Below are 19,609 nucleotides of genomic sequence, written 5' to 3' on the forward strand. Positions count from 1 at the left end.
AAACGACCGATGGAATCATCGGAGTCCGTCAATCCTACGCCAAACGCCTCGTGTAGAACCACCACTCCAATGCCATCAACACCAACACGGCGATCAACAGAGGCCGCCAAAATTCGCGACGCACCTCGATTCCCGCGTCGGTTGCTTCCACTGATTCGTACCCCAACTCGACGGTCGGCTGCGCTGCCAATCGACTTTCACGAGCATCAAACAAATTGACCGCGAACCGATCAACCACTTGATCTGTTTCCGCGGCGATCAATTGATAATTACCGGGCAGTGAAGTCGAGACGATTTCGACCACGCCACCTGCTCCGACCGGTTGCTTGCCCAGCGATTCTTTTCTGCCTTGCTCAACCGTTCGCACGACCTCAACCGACTCCAGAACGTTTTCAAGGCGAGCCATCACGGTTTGCCCCGGTTGATAACTCGGTGCCCCTGACGACTGAGCCGCACCGGCCAAGTTTCTCAATACGTTGAACATGAACACCGGCCAAGAGCGTTCAGCGTACCAATTGGTATTGGCCTGCATATCGCCCGATTCGTCTTCGCTGACAAGCGGGAACCCCAACACCAAATCTTGGTAACCATCCCTCGAAGCAATCGCCATCACCGGACCGACATCCGATTCCACCAAGGTCAGCGAGCCCGATGGCCCATCCACAGCTCGACCGGAAAACACCAGCAACGAATACAGCTCAAGATACCGCAGCACCGGATGCGTTCGATCGATGTCGATCAACGTCAACGCGCCCGACTCGGTTTTCCACTTCCAATCATCGTTGGGCAATTCCCCCATGGTGAACGTGTTGGTCGGAGGAGAATCCTTGGGTCGGCATCGATCGTAAACGATCAAATCGTCGCGGCCCGAATCCACCCGTTTTTGATACGCCTCGGTTTCCATGTAGTCAGGCGTCACAAATTCGCACGACGCGATCTGCTGGCACTTGGGTGTTGTCAGGCCCAGCTCGAGCGCTCGGTTGCCGGGAGTGACGACCAACACCGAAACCAACCCCGCGGGTGTCAACGCCGCGAACGCTTCGTTGTCGATCTTCAAATCGTCTTCGCTGTCGAGTTGCAACCTCAATGCAACCGCATCGGAAGATTCAATCGTGAACGACAATCCAGTTTGAGCCTCCGGTTCCAACTTCACTGACGCCGCATCCACCAAGTTCTGATCGATGTACAAGGATGCTTCCGTGGACTCATCCGACGTGCCCGTGTTCAGCACCGTCGCGAAAACTTGAATCTGATCGGGGTTCTGCAAATCACGTTGAGCCGAGAACGAAACGATCGCCAAATTGCGGACCGCGCCGGATCCAATCGCAACATAGGTTGGCTGCAGGTTCCCCAGACTGAACTGCGTCACATCGCCAAAGTTCCCATCGCTGTAGAGCATCAGTTCCGCGGGCATCGCATCAGCGACTTGGACATCGTTGACGTCTCCAATCTCGCTGGTCCGACGTGGGTTGGCCAAGCCATCGGCTGCTCGCAGTGCCCCCAGAATATCCGTCGGTCGATTCGTGACCTCACATCGGTCCAGTGCATCCCGCAAACGATTGCGATCCGAAGTGAAGGCCTGCATCACTTCGGCGCGGTCACTGAATGTCACCAGCATCGCCGACTCCGAATCCGTCATCGTGTCGATGCGATCGCCGATTTGACGACGCGCCTCTTCAAACCGACTGCGACCGCCCTGCCCTGCTCCTTCAGCGTCTCCTGCGGGAGCTTGCATGCTGGCAGAAGTATCCAGCAGAAACACCATCCGGCCCAACGAATTCGCTTCGCCTCGGATGCCTGGTCGGAACAAAGCGAACGCGGCCAATAACACTGCCAGCAATTGCAGCAACAACAACAGGCTGTTGCGAAGCCGTTGCAGCAAACTGTTGACGTGCAGGTCCTCGATCGTTCGAGACCATAAATACGTGCTCGGCACTTCGACCGGCTCACGTCGCAGTTTCAAAAAGTAAAGCAGCACGATGCCCACGGGCACGCACGCCAACACCACCCAAGGCCATACACCCGACAAGGCCGGAATCCAACTCATTCCACCACCGTTCATCGCACGACCCCACGAGTTCGTAGGTATTTCGTGATCACCGTTTCAATCGGCGTGTCGGTTGGAACCATCACGTGCACAATCGATCGCTTGGCACAGTACTGCCGAATTTGATTGAGGAAGGCTTTGAGGTTGGCTTGGTACTTGTCCAACACGAATTGATTGACGGTGATCTCGGCCGCATCGCCATCTTCGACATCAATCAAGCGGCGATCACCTCGTAGTGGCGGATCAATTTCTTCTTGCGACAACACCTGCAGCACAAACACATCGATTTGCCGACCGACCAACATCCGCAGTGCCGATTCGTAGCCTTCCTTGTCCATCATGTCGGTGATCAGCACGACCACGCCGCTGCCACCACCTCGCGTCACAAAATCCTTGACACCGTCGTGCAGCGAAACATTTTCGCCACCCGACAAACCGTCCAGGTAGTTCAACATTTTCCAAAACGAACCACGCGACCGAAGCACGGGAGCGTTGTGACCGGATTGCCCCATGGCTCGAACACAAACCCGATCACCGTGACAGAGCCCCACGTACCCGAGTGCGGCCGCGAGTTGCTTGGCGACACGCAATTTGTTCGGCGTGCCAAAATTCATTGACGCGCTGGTGTCGATCAAGGCATGGAAGTGCAGGTCCTCTTCTTCCTGAAACAGTTTCAAAAACAACTGATCCAACCGAGCGTACAAATTCCAATCGATCAGCCGCAGGTCATCGCCCGGCACGTAATTTCGAAAGTCAGCGAACTCGACGCTTTGACCTTTCCGGCGACTGATGCGTTCGCCTTTCATCCGCCCCCGAAAGATCTTCCGAGAAACGAGCTCCAGCCGTTCCAGCCGACCCAACAAGGCTGGCGTCAACAAAGGCCCAGACGCTTGCCGCTTGGCATCGGTCGGGGTGCTGGCTGCGGGAGTCGGTTCGGTCGTCGACGAAGCGGGTGCGTTGCTCATGGGATGCAGTTTAGCCGATTCACGCAGCGGTGGAGCACGCCACCGCACCTCAACTGTCTCTTCGTCGAGATCAGAAATTCTTAGAAAAGCGATGACCGCACGGTCCGATCGGAGGGAATTTCCCCGGCGAAACAGCGAGAATTCGTTGGATGACATTTCTTTTACAATTGGCTGACACCCATTCGAACTTTTGGGCGACCGCTTTCCGTTCAATGAGTGACGTCCGAGCCATGTCCGGCTCGATCGCTAGTCCACTCTTGTCCCAGGAGCTTTCCGATGCGTTTCTCATTGTTGATGTTACTTGTTGCCGCCATGACGGCCACACCGCTTCACCAAGCGAGTGCCGAACAAGTCAAATTGGATGTCCGCTTGGTCCACCCCGTGATGAAAGCAGGTGAGAAACAAACCAATCACTTGCGAATCGCACTGACCGGTTTTGAACTGAAATCCGCGGAAGAACGCCCACCCGTCAACGTCTGCTTGGTGCTTGACCACAGCGGTTCGATGAGCGGGCAAAAACTCGCACGTGCCAAAGAAGCCGCCGAAGCCGCGATCGACCGGCTGAGCGACGACGACATCGTTTCAGTCGTTCTGTACGACAGCAATGTCACCGTCTTAGTCCCCGCCACCAAAGCCACCGATCGCTCCTCCATCAAACAAAAGATCCGTGGCATCCAAGCCGGTAGTTCCACCGCATTGTTCGCCGGAGTCAGCAAAGGTGCCGCGGAAGTTCGTAAGTTCTTGGCCGACGAACAAGTCAATCGAGTCATCCTGCTTTCGGACGGTTTGGCCAACGTGGGTCCCAAAAGCCCACAAGAACTGGAAGGGTTGGGACGCTCACTGATGAAGGAAGCGATCAGCGTCAGCACGCTTGGCCTGGGTTCAGGTTACAACGAAGACTTGATGGTCGCGCTCGCCTCCGTGGGCGGTGGCAACCACGCGTTCATCGAAGACGCCGACAGTTTGGTGTCGGTCTTCAACCAAGAGTTCGATGGTTTGCTCAGCGTCGTAGCGAACGAATTCGAAATCGTGGTCAAACTGGATGAGTCTGTGCGTCCCGTTCGCATGATCGGCAGCGAAGGAGACATCGAAGGTCAAACGATTCGCATTCCACTCGCGCAGCTTTACGCCAATCAAGAACGTTACTTCATCGTTGAAACCGAAGTTTCACCCGGCACGGAAGACTCCACCCGAGATCTGGCAGAAGTCACGGTGCAGTATCGTAATCTGCAAACCGAAACCAAAGAGAAACTGACCAGCAGCATTCAGGTTCGCTTCAGTGACGAAGAAAAGATCGTCGAAGAAGCCAAGGACATGGAGGTTTACGCCTACTGCAGCTTGCAAATCACCACCGAACTCAATCGCGAAGCCACCGCGCTACGTGATGCGGGCCAAGTCAAGGAAGCACAATCGCTGCTGAATCAAAACGCAACCTCTCTTAACAAACTGTACGTTGAGTGTGAAGCCAAGGGCGTCACCAGTGTTCTTCCTGAACTGAAATTGGCCGAAGAAAGCAACGAGATGCAAGCGGAAGCGATTGTCGATCGTTCCAAGTGGAATTCAACTCGCAAAAGCATGCGGCAGTTGCAGAATGCAGTCCAAAGTCAACAACCCTATTCGGTGGACGTCCCCAGTCTCTCGCCTTCCCAATCCTCCGCCCCTCGTCGGTAATCTCTTTTGCCTCTGCGTCACGTTCTCGCGTTGTTGTTGCTCATCGTTTCACCGCTGATCCTGATCGGCTGGTTCGGAACCGCCACGCTCGCGCGGCAACAACAGCAGCAACGAGAACAGTTGCAACAACTCTTCGCTGGGCGACTGCGGGACTTGAGTTCCAACTTGCGTCCCATCGCCCAGCGATATGAAACCGAACTTGGCGACCAACTTCGCAAGGCTGAGCGGGACTTGAATCGCCTGGCGGAACTAAGGCGTTCGACACCGATTGCTCGATCGGTTTTGTTGGTCGATCGCGATGGACGTTTGATCTACCCCCGCAAACCTGTCATCGATGCTACATCGGAAACGTTGTGGTATGCCGCTCTGAGCGAACTGGCTCGTGGACGACCAATCGGAGAACAAGAGGAAGCTCTCGGTCTCAATAGCGATTCCCAATCATCGTCCTCGATCAAAGGAGTCGTTCCCCAAACACGGATCGTGCAGTTTCCGAAGGCACCTTCATCAAACGATCTATCAAACAGTGACACTCGCTGGCAAAGCTGGTTCCACGAGGACGGTCTGCAACTGGTCCTTTGGCTGCCACGATCCGACCAAACCGCCACCGGGATTGTTTTGGAACGAGGGCGTTGGATGGCCGACTTGGTCGAAGCCTTGCCCGCCACTTCCGCCGATGAGAGCGGGCGATACGAACTGCGAGACAGCACCGATCGGACGGTGTACCGCTGGGGCGATTCCAGCGAAACAATCGCCCCAATCCAACCGCTTGCCACCATTCGGATGGAAGCTCCGTGGAACGGATGGCGGTTGATCTACACGCCGTCCACCGACGCGTCCCCGGGTTGGTTGGCGGACGGAACCGTCCCCCTGCTGGCAACTTTGTTGGCTCTCGCCACCACGCTGTTGTTGCTGGGAGCGTATGTGATGACAACGATCCGGCGTCAAATGGCGCTGGCTCAACAACGTGTCAGTTTCGCCAGCCATGTGTCGCACGAATTGCGAACTCCGTTGACCAACATTCGCCTGTACGCCGAACTTGCCAAACGCGACCTCGATTCGGAGTCGACTTCAACGTCCGATGAGCCCAATCAACGACGACTGCTGGAACGGTTGGACGTGATCGAAGAGGAAAGCCAGCGGCTCTCACGGTTGGTCACGGGTGTCCTCGACATGGTTTCAGGGAAAGGCAAATTGCGTCCGACGATTGAAGCTCCCGATCAAATCATCCGCCGCGTCGTGGAAAGTTTTGCTCCCGCTTTCGAAAGCCTCGAAATCAAAACGGAACTGGAGCTCTATGCGGACCAAGCGATTTCAATCGACACCGATGTGATCGAATTGGTCCTGGTGAATTTGCTCAGCAACGTCGAGAAATACGCGGCTTCCGGAAAACGCGTCACACTGACCAGCGCCCAAACAGCAAACCTGATCACCATCGATGTCATCGATGAGGGTCCAGGGATTACCAAATCGGAAGCAAAACGAATCTTCGAACCCTTCGAGCGACTTGACGATTCCTTGTCAGCACCTGCAGGAACAGGCCTGGGGCTGGCGATCGCCCGCAACGCGGCCCGACGGCATGGTGGCGAATTGAACTGGATTCCTTCCGAGTCGGGATCACACTTTCGCTTCACCCTGCTACCAGTGAACCCAATATCCGATCGCGTCTCGTCACCCCCAACTGAACCATCATGCCCCGGATCTTGATCGCTGAAGATGACCGGCACACTCGTGCTGCCCTGGAGGAATTACTGGGCGCAGAGGGCTACGACGTGGCAACAGTCGGTGATGGCCTGTCCGCATCAAAGATGATCGAATCCAAGAAGTTCGATTTGGTGTGCCTCGACGTGATGATGCCTATGAAAAGCGGTTTTGACGTTTGTCGACTTCTGCGTGCCGAAGACCATCGAACGCCGGTCATTTTCATCACCGCCAAGGGTGACGAGATCGACAAAGTCGTGGGGCTGGAACTGGGTGCGGACGACTACATCAGCAAACCGTTTGGATCCCACGAAGTCATTGCCCGAGTCAAAGCCGTCCTGCGGCGCTGCCAGCCAGCCCCCAGCCAAACACCAATCGCGAAAGACCCGACCACGCACATCACGTTCAACATGGACGATTTGCAGATCACGCCATCAAAACTGCGAGCCACTCGTGGCGAAACGACAATCGAACTCACCGCTCGTGAACTACAGATCCTGATACTGTTGCATGATGCCGACGGGGACGTGGTGCATCGCCAAACGCTCTTCCAAGAATGCTGGGGGCATAACCGAGTCCCCAACAGCCGAACCGTCGACCAAACCGTCAGCCAACTCCGCAAACGCATCGAGCGAGATCCCAAACACCCTCGCATCATCCAAACCGTCTATGGCCTCGGCTACCGCTACGAGTGCAAACCTCACCCATGAAAACGCTCACCCTTTCGATTGCCTGCTTGGTCACGTGGTGTTGTGCTTCCGCTCATACCGCTGATCTGCGAATGCAATTCTTGCTGGATGGTCCAGCTCCACCCCCTGAACCGCTTGACGTCGACAGGGACAAAGCGGTGTGCGGCCAATTGAACTTGCTCGATGAGCGTTTGCTGGTGGATCAGGAAACGAAAGGCATTCAGAATGTGGTGGTCTACCTCTACACCGGGCGTGGAGGAACGCAATTACCTGCTTCCAAACCATCCAAGCAAACTCGAAAACTGCTGGCGAAAGAATGCCGTTTCGAACCGCATGTGGTCCTAGCTCAAAGCGGAGACACATTGATCTTTGATGTGTCCGAGGCCAAGGTAGGTCACAACATCAACATCAATTTCTTTCGAAACAATCACTCGGGCATCCTCATTCCTGCCGGCAATAATCGCGACTTTTCCCTGCAAAAAGCAGAGCCCGCACCGCTGCCGATTGACTGCAACATTCACCCTTGGATGCGAGCTTGGCTGGTCGTTCTCGATCACCCCTACGCCGCCGTCAGCGATGCTCAAGGGCGAATTGAAATCAAAGGTCTTCCCGAGAACCAGGAACTCACTTTTCGCGTCTTCCATGAAGACGCCCGCCACCTGACCAACGTCACGATCGATGGCAACGTTCAGCAGTGGGACCGCAATCGATTCCAGGTCACCTTGGCCAAAGGCACCAACGACCTCGGTCAGGTGAAGCTTTCACCCGAGAACTTTGCGAGCATTCAAACAGCAGTATCAACCGGACAGTGACAACGAGGAATGCTGCTCAATCAACCGTTTACGACAATAGGATTTTCGTCCACATCCGGACCGTCCAGAACGGCGAACACTTCCGCCAAGTTGATCTTCAGTCCGGGCAGAACCTCACCACCATCAAGTGATTCCGTTTCGCCACGCACCGAAGACTGCGTCGCCGAAGTGAAGATGGCAACGGACCTTCGAATGGGATCCACCGTCCAAACCAACCGGACTCCCGCATGAAAATATTCGCGACGTTTGCGAGCCATCTCCGCGCGAGTGTTTCCGGGACTGAGAACTTCCACCACCAAATCAGGAACAATTCGAGGAAACGCCTCCTCCGGCAATTGTCCGCCCGGCAGCCGGTCCCAAGACAAAAAAGCCACGTCGGGACCGCGAATCAGATCGGGAAAGAGGGTTACAAAACCATCCGCTCCCGAGACCATGCCCAGCTTGTGTTTCGACACATGCTGGAACAGAAAGTGCCCGATCGCGAGTGCCAGCAGTGATTCTTTGAACCCCATCTGCTTCTCCACCAATTGGCCATCGACGAGTTCGCACATCACGCCCTGAGCATGAAGGATGGCGAGATCCTCCGCTGTGGCGGGCCTGGAGGCTTCAACCACCCGCAATCGATCGGACGAAATGCCCCCCAGGTCCGTCAGCGTGTCAGCGACACTGAGAGGCAAAGCCGCATTGGCGGTGGCGTTGGGAAGACTAGGGATTTGCATGGTCACATTCTAACTCAAATCGAACGGTGATCTCAAACGAAAGGCCCTGCCTGATCCAGCAGACTTTCTTGAACGCGCCACGCCCAACGGAGGCTCGCAGAAGACACTTCCGATTGAAGCCAATTCAAGGTTCAATGCGTTCACCACCGTCCCGAGTGATCAAAGCCTTCAGTTTTTCCTCGTCCACCGGAGCCATCGTCCTCACGGCTCCATCGGCCATCAGATACCGAAGAACGGCATCACCAGCAAACTCTGGCAACTCACTGAGATCTTGCGGCTTCGTCCAAGGAACTGACGATTTCGTTTCCAAAATCAGCAACGTGTTGGACGTCCCGTCTCGGATGTCCTTGAATTTGACACCATCGTCGATGCCCAATGCACTGGCACCATTGGCGATGCCTTGATAGTTGGCGTGCCCAACGGGTTGGTCCTCCGACGCATCGGGACGGCGGTAGACAGAAGGCATCTTCGCCAGCAACTTCGAGTTAGATTCACTGTCCCACGGTTCGTCAAACCGATACTGCTCGAACAACTCCTGTTGCTCAATGAAAGGTAGGATCGCCACCCGCCAGGAAAACGGCTTCAATTCGGATTCATCATTAACTCCAATCGCTCCCTCTCTCGCCATCGATGCCGAGGCAGGAAACTTTCGATAAGCCGACGCAAAATTGTGAAAGGCGATCCCCATCTGCTTCAATTGATTGGTGGACTCTTGGCTGCTTTCACCAGAAGATTCGCTGCCGATTCCTGCTGAGGACGTTTTTACATCTGAGCCCTTTGCTCTGACGATCTGCGTCAATGCTGCACTCAATTCAATTCGTCCACGGAGTTCGCTCTGTAGCGAATAAACTCTACCTTCAGAGGACCTGAACTCTTTTCGCCAGAACGATGCATTGAGTTCTCCAGTTGGAACCTCACCGATTCTTTCCAACACAAGAAACCCTTTGCCCAAATTAATTCCAAAGTCATCTGCTTTTGCCCGGTGGGCTAAATCATTCAATTCCAATTCGAGACGATCCCCCAACAAGAATCGATAGGACAAGGTCAATGTTGATTCTTTAGGAAAGTTCGATTTCGTTAGCGCAATCTTCTGAGATTCACGACCACGCGAATGCAGCAATAGGAATCTTCCTGCTGCTCGAATTGACTGATCATCAGCCACGTAAAAGTCCCAACCATCAAACGCAAGCAGCGTGGCATCTGATCGACCAGAAAGTCGCCAAACACCCTGGAGTCGTTCAAGATCTGTTTTCGCTTGCATTGCTTTCCCTCGTTTTGAAAGCGGTGCAACCAATCCGCTGTCCAGAGCATTCATCAAGAAGCTGACTTCTTCTTTGGTAAACCGCCCCGTGATCGCGATGTCACGGCCAACTTCCGCCATGATTGTCGGTGCCATTCGGATCTTCCCGTTGACGATGATCGCCAACCTTCGTCGCATGTTGTTGCGGGTGAGTTCACGCAGCGACTCCCCAGCAGCCTCGCTCAGTCGAAGCTCGATTTGCTCATTGCCCTTTGCTTGAGCCATTTCGATCTGTCCGCGAAGCTTGTCTTGATCGATTGCCAGCGAACCAGCCTCACGGACCAAATGCAATGTTTGCCCGTTCATGTGCAGCGGCGATGAAAGGTCCGCATCCAGATCGGCCGCATACCATCGAAACCCATCACGCGTGACAGCGAAGCCTTGAGGAAGACCTTCATATTTCGAGCCGTACTCCCGCAATTCTGCTTCGGTTGCCAAGATCGCGAACCTCAGGAACGCTTCTTTGCGTTGGTCTTCGGAAGCGGCAACAGCAGGCAACGCGGTGGTTTCCGGAGGTGGGTCGGCTGATGCGTCGGGAACGACGGTGACTTCGCTTCCATCTGGTGCGTTCACGGTCATGACCGAACCATCGGGCAGCTTGATGCGGATCAACACACCACTCATCAATCCGATGAACAACCCAAAGAATCCTGCAGCGATCGCCGCGGTGAGGGGTACCGTTCGTCGCCGCCAACTTTGCTTTTGGGGCGAAACCTTGGTTTCTGGATGGCTGGTGGGCGCACGCTCAGGCGAGGCAGTTTCGGCTCGAGCGATCAAGCCAGAAAGATTGGCGTCGCTCGCAAATGGCTTGAGCTTTTCAGCGACCTGCATCGGCGTTTGTGGTCGCGACGTTGGGTCTTTGTCCAACATCGATGCAACTAACTTGGCCAACCCAGCGGGTGCATCAGGCAAGAAATCGTTGAGCACCGGTGGTGGCGTGGAAACATGAGCCGTCATTTTGGCAAACGCGGTCGTGCACTGCGGCCCAGCAAACGGGGCATGCCCGGTCAGCAATTTGAACAATGTGCAACCAAGCGAATAAATGTCGGCGCGAACGTCGACACCACGACTGTCCGTGACCTGTTCGGGGGCGATGTAATCGGCCGTCCCCATCGCTTGTCCGGTGCCGGTCAAACCTGATGTTTCGTGACGAGGTTCCTGCAAACGGGCCAACCCCAGATCCAACAACTTCACCTCGCCAGAACGACTCAACATGATGTTGGATGGTTTGACGTCGCGATGAACGAAACCTTGGTCGCTGGTGTATTGCAGTGCGACGGCCACTTGGCGAATCAAATCACAAGCGTCCGCAATCTCGATCGGCCCGGTTCGCGAAACCAACTGAGCCAGATCCATTCCGTCAATGAATTCGGTTATCAAAACCGCTGTGCCATCGATTTCACGTGCGTCATGGGCCGAAACGATTCCCGGGTGACTTAGCTGTCCCACGGCCCGCATCTCCGCCCCAAACCGCTCCTTCATTTTGGCATCAGCGAGACGATGCCCGGCCAAGACCTTGAGTGCGACCAGTCTTCCTAACTTGGTATGACGAGCCAAGTAAACATTGCCCATCCCACCGCGACCCAACGGCCGAACGATCTCATATTCACCAATCGAGACCGGAAAAGCCGGCATTTCCGAGACCGTTCGTGATTGTTGGCCGATTCCGATCGCTCCCAAAGCGGCGATCACGGCCATGTCGCATTGCGGCTCGTGAATCCATTCCGAAGCGTCGTCAGGCGATCGAATGGCTTGGATCAAAGAGTCTTCGCCATCGCCGATCGTTTCCAATTCAGATTGGCAAACTGCACAATCGCGAAGGTGGTCCAGCATCGAGTCGCTGTCTTCTTCAGCCAATCGGCCGAGCGTCAAATCCTTCAAACGTTCGATCGACGGGCATTCAGTTGCGGTCATCATAGGTGTCCTCCGGGATAGTTAGGGTAACGCACCAGGATGAACGCGGGCGTCTGACACCATTTGCTGATAAAATCTTTTTCATGAGCCACGCGTCGCCCTCGAACGAACATCCCACCCTGTCATCGATGCTGATTTCCGGCGTCAAACAGATGGATGCCGAAAGCTGGAGCCGTTTGGTTAATACCTTCGGCCCGATCGTCTACCGCTGGTGCCGGACCTCCGGAATCCCCGCGTCCGATGCACCCGATGTGGTGCAAGAGGTCTTCTCATCCGTGGCCCGAGGCATCGGCGACTTCCAAAGAAAAAAACAAGAAGGCAGCTTTCGTTCTTGGTTGGCGACGATCACTCGCAATCGAGTCCGTGATCACTTTCGAAGACTCAGCAAACTCGCCGAGGCCGATGGGCGAGCGATCGGTGGCAGCGAAGCGCTCGATCAATTGCATCAAATCGGCGAGCAAGAGATCGCCGACACGTTGGATTCCACCATTTGCCCCGCGTCGATCGAAAGCCCTTTGATTCGCCAAGTCATGACGTCGGTCGAATCCGAATTTGAAGCCATGACCTGGCAAGCATTCTGGGCCACCACCGTCGATCAGCAACCTGCATCAACGGTTGCGGACAAGTTGGGCCTTTCCGTGGCCAGCGTCTACCAAGCGAAATCCCGCGTGCTTCGCCGACTCCGCAAACGCATGGCGGAGTTGCCGGAATAGTCCAGCGGCAACTAATTGCCCTGAGTCACTTGGCCTCATTGATCTTATTCAGCGTGTAGTACGCCTGAGGATGCAGCAAAGGATTGCCGTCTTGGTTGCGGACACCGTTGGAATGAAGCTCGTGAACATGACCGAGTTGCAATCCATCGATCACCAATCGCACGTGCATCCCGTCCTCCGAAACAGTTGCCGATGTGATCGTGGGCTTGGTCGGATCCACTTCCGGACTGCCGTACTGCGAACGGTACTCGTACGTGTAAGTCTCGATCTCATAACCCGCCAAATCGGTCGCTGTCGCGGCATCCACCGGTTGAGTGAATTCCAAATCAAAACCGTCGGACGTTGATTTCATGTGCTTGATTTCAAACGGGACTTTCCCGGTCCAATCCAATCGCTCGATCGCGAAAGGACGAGGGCCCGTTGATCCCCAACCGCGGTTGGTTCCGCCAACAAACATCGATCCATTGGGTGCCATTTCCATCCCGACATTGCCTGAGGCAAACCCTCGTCGGAAAGGGAAACAAACACCCTGCCAAACGCCATCCACCTCTTCCAAGTCGACTCGCATGACCGTGCTCTGCGATTGATCACTGACGAACAGTTGATTTTCAAACGGACCGAACTTGCCGCCCGACTGATCACAAACGATTCCCGACGCACTCTTTCCCATCTTGTCGTACGGGAACATAACCACCGTCGGCACCAGTTCCGGGATTTTGGCCGCTTCGGTCAAGATGCGACTGCCGCTCTCAGGTTCTTGCGGACGCTTGCCCATGTTCGGTGCGTCGTCATACCAATCCCATCCGCCGGGATGGCCCATGAACTTGCCCTCTCGCAGGATTTTCAATCCACATGTTCCGTTCCAAGGGCCTTGGTTGTCGGTATAGAAAACGTTGCCATTCGAATCGGTTCCCATCCCGCCGGGCGAGCGAACACCGCTGGAATACGGAATGGTTTTCCCGTCCGAAGTCACCTTCATCGCCCATCCGCGAAACGGAACCTTGCTGCTGAATGAACCTGTCAAACACAACGTGATCAACATGTCGCCGTTGGCATCCAGCTTCGATCCAAACGCGTATTCGTGGTAATCACCCGACACGCCCCATCCATCGGCATGCGTTTGAAAAACATCCGCGGCACCATCGCCATCGGTATCCTTCAAACGTGTGATTTCAGGACGCTGAGTCGCGATCAACCAACCGTCTTGTTCGGTCAAGCTGAGTGGTTCGTGCAGCCCGCGAGCGAACACGCTGAACTGATCCGCGGTCACTTTTTCAGCAAGCGGATTCTCGACCATGAAGATGTCACCGCGACGCGAACACACCGCCAATCGCCCGTCTTCCATCCATTCAAAGCCACACGCTTCGATGACTTCGCCCTCCGGAGTTTCGAAGGTCGTGATGGTGTAGTAGTCGCTCTCCTTGGGCTGCTCCGCATGGATCGCTGGAACAAAGCTCAGCAGCAAGACCAAGCTGGCCAAAGGTCGAATTTGCATGAAGTTCATCGTTCAGATCGTCAAAAAAAGTTCGGTGGCAAATGTGTCAGTTCAAAGCAACGCGTCGGATGGACGTCACCAAGCAATCGTTTGATGAATCGTCACGGTTTCTCCCTCCGGCAGGGCGGCACGCCAAATCGCTTTGCCCTCCACCATCACCTTCTCAAGCTGAATCCCCTGGACCTGCAAACTCGCTTGATTGTTGAAACGGAAAACTTGCGTGCCCTCCGATTCTTCCGCAAGTTCCATGGGCTGGTCGGTCGGTTGCCAAACCCACTGATCGTTGCCTTTTGCAGCAGGAACCGAAATCGTCAACGTTCGGCTCAATTGAGGCGACGTTTTCTCACCAGCCGGCGTTTGAGAAGAAATGGTGTCTTCCACTTTCAAATCACCTCGAGCAAACCCAATGGCAATGGTTTCGCCGCCACTCAGTTGATATCCACCGAAACGGAAGTCACGGGCTCTTGCCGACTCCTCGGGCCAAGCCGCAGCAACGCTTGGAAGCTGAGCCAATGTTGACTGCCCCTCAAGAATCGAAACCGCATCACCGAGCGGTTCCTGGCGACCTTGCCCACGACCACGCCAGTGCATCGATGCATCGAAGAAGCCATTCTTCCAAACCCGAGACAAAGTCATCTGCTCGGCATCCCAAATCAAGTTGGTTTTGTTCGGGAAGGCAATTCCAATTCCGCGTGCACTGACTCCGGTGAAGAAGTTCCGGTAGATCCGCAGTGCCCGCTCGGTCGGCTTCAAAACAATCGCATTCTGCTTCAACCCGACAGGTTCTTTGGCTTTGTCACCAAGCGACAGATACTTCCAAATTGCGTCGGTTTGGTTGACCGGGTCACCGTCTTCAATGGTGGTGATCGAAGACTTGCCATCCACAAAACTATTCGGCATCCGAGTGCCGGGTCGATACAAAGTTGGATTCTGCAAATAGCGTTGGAACCATTCGTACCGAAGGCGTTTCGGCATCGTCAAAAGATCAATGGCTCCCAGTCCACCTCCGGTGTCTCCACCGAAACTATGACACTTGATGCACGCCAATCCGTCGTTGCCGCAAAGCTGGCGACCATTGGAAAGAATGGTTGACTCACTGGCAGTGGAGTCGGCTTCTTCGACCGTTGAATCCATGTCTAAACGCCCCACCGCAGCATGCCAATCACGCAACGGCTCGTACGCAAACGCCGGCATTCGCGTGCCCATGTAGCTGCGAATGTTCGCACCATGATTCAACACATCGGTGATCGTTTGCGGAGTCAGCTTGTCGCCAACACCCGTTAATTGCGGGGGCAAACGCCCTTCCAGTCCCATTTCAGGAACAGTGGATACGAATGACTCATCACGTGACAACTCGGGTCCGCCGACTCCGTCGCGTTGGTGACAGGCATAGCAATTCAATCCGACCATCGTCAGATGCACACGGCGAGCATCCGCCACCTTGGGACGTTGCCCCGAGCGTCTCCGTTTGAGCGCCGATTCAATGGCGGATGTCTGCGAAGCCCCCAACGCAAAGTTAACGGCTGGTTCCGACACCTCATCAGCCAAACAGCCTTTTCCTTCGCTCGCCTGATCCAACGCGACGGCTTGAACCATTTGTAAATCGGAAGCTTTGCCCGCGCCGACCGAGTGACAATTGGCACATCCGGCGGAATAAAACTGCTGCTTGCCTTTTTCAATCAGAGAAGAGTCCGCGACGAAGTCGCTTGGCAGCAAATCCAGCGGCTTACCACCCACGGTGTTGCTGACCCAATAAGCGATGTCATCACGGGCAAAGGTATCGCTTTCCACTTCCAGGCTCAGCGACGTTTGTCCTCCACCATCAAAGTACTCCACTCGGATCGGATAGACGCCAGCCTTCAATTCGTATTCGGCTTGGACCGTTTTGTGAGGATGGATCCCATCGTTTTCCAATCGATGCCCATCAATTTCCAGCGCACTGCCGTCATCGCTGGCCAAGTAAAACGTCAACTTCGTATCTGCGTTGACGTGCAAATCGGTCTCGTAGACCACCCCAAAGTTGTTTCTTCGTTTCAGGTCATCAAACTTCAGACCACTCACTTGATCCTTCGAGACCGGCTTCAACGAATCAAACTTTGGCAGTTGCTTCCATGAACCGTGGTAGACCGTTCTGGTGAACGCGTCGGCGGTCTCGCCCACCGTGATCTCGCGAGTCAGGTAGGCCGCCACCGCCATGATCTCTTCGTCGGTTCCCACCATCGCTGGCATCCGAAGTCCCGGACGAAGTTGATTGCAGGTCTTCAAAAACTTCGTCAGTGAAGGCAATGTGTATTTGCGGTGTGGCTTGCCCAGCGGAACCGACATTGGACTGGGGCTGGCGGGATCGGCCGAGTGACAGGCAACACACCCCACTTTTTGATACAGCTTTTCACCACGATCAGCCAGTTTTTCACTGACGATGCGATCTTCGAGTGGCTGATCGTTGATCGAATGCAAGTAGCTTGCGATTTCTTTCGCGCGTTCGCGACGCTCGGCCGCCTCCATTCCTGGCCAAGGATCGGGCATCGTTGTGCCGCGTTTGGTGGTGTGCGGATCCGCGATCATGTCAACGATTGCGTCAGCGCGAACTCGTCCGAAAACCTGGGACAAATCGGGACCACTTTGCGAAGGCAACATCGATGTTCCTGCTGCGTGGCAGGAACCACATGCCAAGTTGTCGATCAGAACTTCACCCGCATCGGCCATCGACAACGCATCAGTGCCAACAAAACGTTCGAACCCTGAAACAATCGGACGCTTGGCTTCGCGATCAGCATCCCGTGGCAAAACCCAAATATTTCGGTATCGAACCTCGTCGCCATGATCTTGCAAATAGAGGGGACCGGGCTCCGGCCCTTCTTTCAATTTGGCAGCCCGAGTCGCGTTTGGCACTGACACATTGTTTTGCACGATGACTCCGTTCAATCGAACGGTCATCCGAGCATCAGTGACTTTCTTTCCCGCATCATCGAATCGCGCCGCGGTGAAGTCGACGTCATAGGTCTGCCATTGCATCGGTGGATAGCAAACGTTGACTGCGGGAGCACTGACCGTGTAAATCGCACCGCATTCATTGTCGAGTCCTTCCAATCCAAACGAATCCAACACCTGAGTCTCGTAGCGGCTTTGATGGTAGACACCACTGTTGCCTCGCTGTTGACCGGTTGCCTTGGGCATGAAAGGCGTCCGAAATTCAAGGTGCAGTGTGTAGTCTTGAAATTTTTGCTTGCTCGTCGTTCCCTGCATCAACCAACCTTCGGGACTGACGCGAGCGTTTTCCCAGTTCGCGTCCGCCGATTCTTTGGTTCCATCGAACAGCACGGTGGCCTTTGCCGGAGCCACCCGGCCCATCGTGCTGCTGACCCGCTCGACACGTCGCAGATTCATGGAATCCACCAAACCAAGCAGCACGTCTTCGTCCGCTTCGATTTTTCGAGGCGAAGGCTTTGCACCTGCCCCGGGCAGGCCACCTTCGTAAATCACAACGTCGAACTCGCCGTCACCAATCGCGATGACTTGGACACCAGTATCTTCCGCGACGTACTCACCTTGCAGTTGAAGATCAGGATCATCGGCGGCGGGCTCCTGCGCCGAGAGGGAAGCCGAGCCAACTGCACACCAGAAAATAAGAAACAGTCCGGCCAGGAAATTCGGTACCGGCAGATGCATTCGCATGAGGAAAGTCTTCGAAGTAAGAATCATCGGGCAGTCAGTTCAGAAAGTGTTTCGTATTTTGCAGGAGCATCGTCGGCAGCCGCACTTCGCAACAGGGAGAGTGCCGCGGCAACCAACTTCTCACCCGATCCAGGTTTCGTTCGGGAATTGATGACTTCGTAACTGCCCTGCGCATACGCCGCGTGCGTTGGCAGATAAGCGGTTTCGACACAGTTGGACAATTCAATCACCATCGTTGTCTTGAATGGCGAATGTCGCTTGATCGCCAACCCCAAGTCAACAAAAACCTCTCCGGGTAGGAAGACGATGGCCAGCTCATCCCCCACGGTGATGGTGGAAACATCAACGGGCAGATGATTGCCCACGCCTTCCCAAGCGATCATCGGCCAAACATTAGCGGGATCGTCGGCGTCGATCCACGATGGATTGTTTCTCAACCGATCCAATTGGACGTCGCGATTTGCCGCAACAAGGTCTTCGAATCCAATTTTTTCGCCCTCTCGAGCACGTGGGACCAATGCTTTCGCTCTCGCGATGCTTTGCTTCGTCGGTGCCTGTAATGGCAGCGGCACCACCGCGTGGCGATATTTTAATTGCGGAGTTGTGACAGACGGTGTCTCAATAGATTTCGCCAACATTGAACGAGCTTCTTTCACCAGCGTTTCGCCCAATGCGTGCCCGATAAACTCGCACGAATTGCGTTCTTTCCGGGATGGGTCAGCGTGATTGATGTCGCCACAAGTGCCGGCACCAAAAATGGACAGCACATCATCACCAAAGTTTTCAGCCACCGCTCGCTGCATCAAGGCGGGGTAGTCCGCACTCCATCGGGTGCCACCCACCGTGTCCAAATGCAACGCATAGCTGCTGCAAATCGCAAACGGACGATTGCTTTCAATATCAACGACGGCGACGATGCCCAACTGATCATCAATCGGACCGGCGACGCGCAGTCGATCGGGATTGGATTCACCTTGCCAAGTCCGGATGCTGCCGTCTTTCATCACCGATCGACGGTTGAAAGAAACCGGCACGCTCTGAGTTGCGTTGCCAGCCAAGAGCTTCGCGGCCCGTTTGCTGGAGATTGCATCTCCAATCGAACACACAATCCCATCGATCAACCCTGCCGCGTAAGGAGAACCTGAGTTCTTTTTTTCGTCCTCGTCTAACTCTCCGCGGAGATGCCGAACCAAGTGAGCCTTGTAATCGGGGGCAGTGTGCGAGTGCGTCGCCGACAAAATGTGGTTCTTAGCTGGGATCCCGTGCAACGATTCTGATCTCCGAACCACTTCTTCATACAAATCACGGGTGATTCCAACCAAATCGCAAACGACCCAGACAACCGTTGTTCCGTCCTGTTCAAACACAACGGCCTTCGCGAAAAGCGGGTCTCGAGTATCGGTCGCCAACCGCTCGTGAAAATAACCCGACATCGGAAACCCCATCGGTGGAGTGATGTCTCGTTGCGCACTTCCGATCAACAAAGGCGACGTTGGTGCTGACTCCGCTACCGGCGTCTTTGAATTTTCCTCTTCTGCCGTCGCAAATGAGTGATCGAAGCTGCCCCAAAGGAAACAGCCTATCAACCAAATGCCGATAAAGCGGATCGAGGGAACAGATACATCCAACGGACGAACCATGGTTCTTCCTGTCGTTGTGGGAGGGATTTTGGGGCGGGGACCGAAGTCGGCAGGTGGGGTGGGGTTCGTGAACCCGGAGACATTGTAGATACTCGCGATCTCACCCACCGACTCGTACGCCCTTCGATTCACACAAAATCCAATGCTTTCATCCCTCACTCCCGACCAAATCGCACTTTTGGCAGTGGGAGCGACCGGCATTGGGTTTTCAAAATCTGGCTTCCCCGGCATCAGCATGTTGCATGTTGTGCTATTTGCCTTTGTATTTGGA

At 54.9% G+C, this 19,609-nt stretch carries 13 protein-coding genes (1 of these 13 only partly in view); 6 read left to right on the forward strand and 7 right to left on the reverse strand.

Annotation, left to right across the window (positions count from 1 at the left end; translation table 11 throughout):
* Window positions 1-34: 34 nt before the first annotated feature.
* Together RB_RS19280 and RB_RS19285 are read right to left on the reverse strand one after the other, a co-directional pair.
* Complete coding sequence (locus RB_RS19280; RefSeq protein ID WP_011122294.1) at window positions 35-2,062, reverse strand: vWA domain-containing protein; 2,028 nt, start codon at window positions 2,060-2,062, stop codon at window positions 35-37.
* Window positions 2,059-3,168, reverse strand: coding sequence for a DUF58 domain-containing protein (locus tag RB_RS19285; RefSeq protein ID WP_193427744.1), 1,110 nt, complete (start codon window positions 3,166-3,168; stop codon window positions 2,059-2,061). Before RB_RS19285 ends, RB_RS19280 begins: the two co-directional genes overlap by 4 nt.
* Window positions 3,169-3,288: 120 nt before the next feature.
* Between RB_RS19285 and RB_RS19290 the strand changes: the two genes are divergently transcribed.
* Genes RB_RS19290 through RB_RS19305 form a run of 4 tightly spaced genes read left to right on the forward strand, consistent with a single transcriptional unit; the run spans window position 3,289 to window position 7,882 of the window.
* The gene (locus RB_RS19290; RefSeq protein WP_164922235.1) at window positions 3,289-4,683 is read left to right on the forward strand and encodes a vWA domain-containing protein; all 1,395 of its coding nucleotides are present in this window, start codon (window positions 3,289-3,291) and stop codon (window positions 4,681-4,683) included.
* Between the two features lie 6 nt (window positions 4,684-4,689).
* On the forward strand, window positions 4,690-6,387 hold the full coding sequence (locus RB_RS19295) for a sensor histidine kinase (RefSeq protein WP_011122298.1): 1,698 nt from the start codon (window positions 4,690-4,692) through the stop codon (window positions 6,385-6,387).
* The gene (locus RB_RS19300) at window positions 6,372-7,091 is read left to right on the forward strand and encodes a response regulator transcription factor (RefSeq protein WP_011122299.1); all 720 of its coding nucleotides are present in this window, start codon (window positions 6,372-6,374) and stop codon (window positions 7,089-7,091) included. The genes RB_RS19295 and RB_RS19300 overlap by 16 nt, the downstream gene beginning before the upstream one ends.
* The gene (locus tag RB_RS19305) at window positions 7,088-7,882 is read left to right on the forward strand and encodes a methylamine utilization protein (RefSeq protein ID WP_164922236.1); all 795 of its coding nucleotides are present in this window, start codon (window positions 7,088-7,090) and stop codon (window positions 7,880-7,882) included. The genes RB_RS19300 and RB_RS19305 overlap by 4 nt, the downstream gene beginning before the upstream one ends.
* A 20-nt stretch (window positions 7,883-7,902) precedes the next feature.
* Here the strand turns inward: RB_RS19305 and RB_RS19310 are convergent, their stop codons facing one another.
* Window positions 7,903-8,601 carry a Uma2 family endonuclease gene (locus RB_RS19310; RefSeq protein ID WP_164922237.1) on the reverse strand — a complete coding sequence of 233 codons (699 nt, stop codon included), beginning with the start codon at window positions 8,599-8,601 and terminating at the stop codon, window positions 7,903-7,905.
* A 124-nt stretch (window positions 8,602-8,725) separates the two neighbouring features.
* Window positions 8,726-11,818, reverse strand: a complete 3,093-nt coding sequence (locus tag RB_RS19315) for a protein kinase domain-containing protein (protein ID WP_011122303.1) — start codon at window positions 11,816-11,818, stop codon at window positions 8,726-8,728.
* A gap of 80 nt (window positions 11,819-11,898) precedes the next feature.
* Here RB_RS19315 and RB_RS19320 point away from each other — a divergent pair, with 80 nt between their 5' ends.
* Complete coding sequence (locus tag RB_RS19320; protein ID WP_011122304.1) at window positions 11,899-12,528, forward strand: RNA polymerase sigma factor; 630 nt, start codon at window positions 11,899-11,901, stop codon at window positions 12,526-12,528.
* 25 nt (window positions 12,529-12,553) lie between these two features.
* On the opposite strand, the gene RB_RS19325 is transcribed toward RB_RS19320, so the two are convergent.
* From RB_RS19325 to RB_RS19335, 3 genes are all read right to left on the reverse strand, one after another.
* Complete coding sequence (locus tag RB_RS19325; RefSeq protein ID WP_011122305.1) at window positions 12,554-14,032, reverse strand: DUF7133 domain-containing protein; 1,479 nt, start codon at window positions 14,030-14,032, stop codon at window positions 12,554-12,556.
* 66 nt (window positions 14,033-14,098) lie between these two features.
* Window positions 14,099-17,698: a family 16 glycoside hydrolase gene (locus RB_RS19330; protein ID WP_164922238.1), complete on the reverse strand. Its 3,600-nt coding sequence runs from the start codon at window positions 17,696-17,698 to the stop codon at window positions 14,099-14,101.
* Between the two features lie 23 nt (window positions 17,699-17,721).
* Entirely contained in the window at window positions 17,722-19,338 is a 1,617-nt protein-coding gene (locus tag RB_RS19335; RefSeq protein WP_164922239.1) for a neutral/alkaline non-lysosomal ceramidase N-terminal domain-containing protein, read from the reverse strand.
* A gap of 142 nt (window positions 19,339-19,480) precedes the next feature.
* Here RB_RS19335 and RB_RS19340 point away from each other — a divergent pair, with 142 nt between their 5' ends.
* Window positions 19,481-19,609 carry the beginning of a sulfite exporter TauE/SafE family protein gene (locus RB_RS19340; RefSeq protein WP_011122308.1) on the forward strand. 621 nt of this gene lie beyond the right edge of the window, so only the first 129 of its 750 coding nucleotides appear in the window; its start codon is at window positions 19,481-19,483; its stop codon lies beyond the right edge, outside the window.

Source organism: Rhodopirellula baltica SH 1, from assembly GCF_000196115.1.
GTDB lineage: Bacteria > Planctomycetota > Planctomycetia > Pirellulales > Pirellulaceae > Rhodopirellula > Rhodopirellula baltica.

Excerpts from the sequence above, each read along its gene's own strand:
- RB_RS19320 (WP_011122304.1), top strand. The coding sequence starts at position 11,899 with ATGAGCCACGCGTCGCCCTCGAACGAACATCCCACCCTGTCATCGATG.
- RB_RS19335 (WP_164922239.1), bottom strand. The coding sequence starts at position 19,338 with ATGGTTCGTCCGTTGGATGTATCTGTTCCCTCGATCCGCTTTATCGGC.
- RB_RS19310 (WP_164922237.1), bottom strand. The coding sequence starts at position 8,601 with ATGCAAATCCCTAGTCTTCCCAACGCCACCGCCAATGCGGCTTTGCCT.
- RB_RS19325 (WP_011122305.1), bottom strand. The coding sequence starts at position 14,032 with ATGAACTTCATGCAAATTCGACCTTTGGCCAGCTTGGTCTTGCTGCTG.
- RB_RS19285 (WP_193427744.1), bottom strand. The coding sequence starts at position 3,168 with ATGTCATCCAACGAATTCTCGCTGTTTCGCCGGGGAAATTCCCTCCGA.
- RB_RS19280 (WP_011122294.1), bottom strand. The coding sequence starts at position 2,062 with ATGAACGGTGGTGGAATGAGTTGGATTCCGGCCTTGTCGGGTGTATGG.
- RB_RS19300 (WP_011122299.1), top strand. The coding sequence starts at position 6,372 with ATGCCCCGGATCTTGATCGCTGAAGATGACCGGCACACTCGTGCTGCC.
- RB_RS19290 (WP_164922235.1), top strand. The coding sequence starts at position 3,289 with ATGCGTTTCTCATTGTTGATGTTACTTGTTGCCGCCATGACGGCCACA.
- RB_RS19330 (WP_164922238.1), bottom strand. The coding sequence starts at position 17,698 with ATGCGAATGCATCTGCCGGTACCGAATTTCCTGGCCGGACTGTTTCTT.
- RB_RS19315 (WP_011122303.1), bottom strand. The coding sequence starts at position 11,818 with ATGATGACCGCAACTGAATGCCCGTCGATCGAACGTTTGAAGGATTTG.
- RB_RS19305 (WP_164922236.1), top strand. The coding sequence starts at position 7,088 with ATGAAAACGCTCACCCTTTCGATTGCCTGCTTGGTCACGTGGTGTTGT.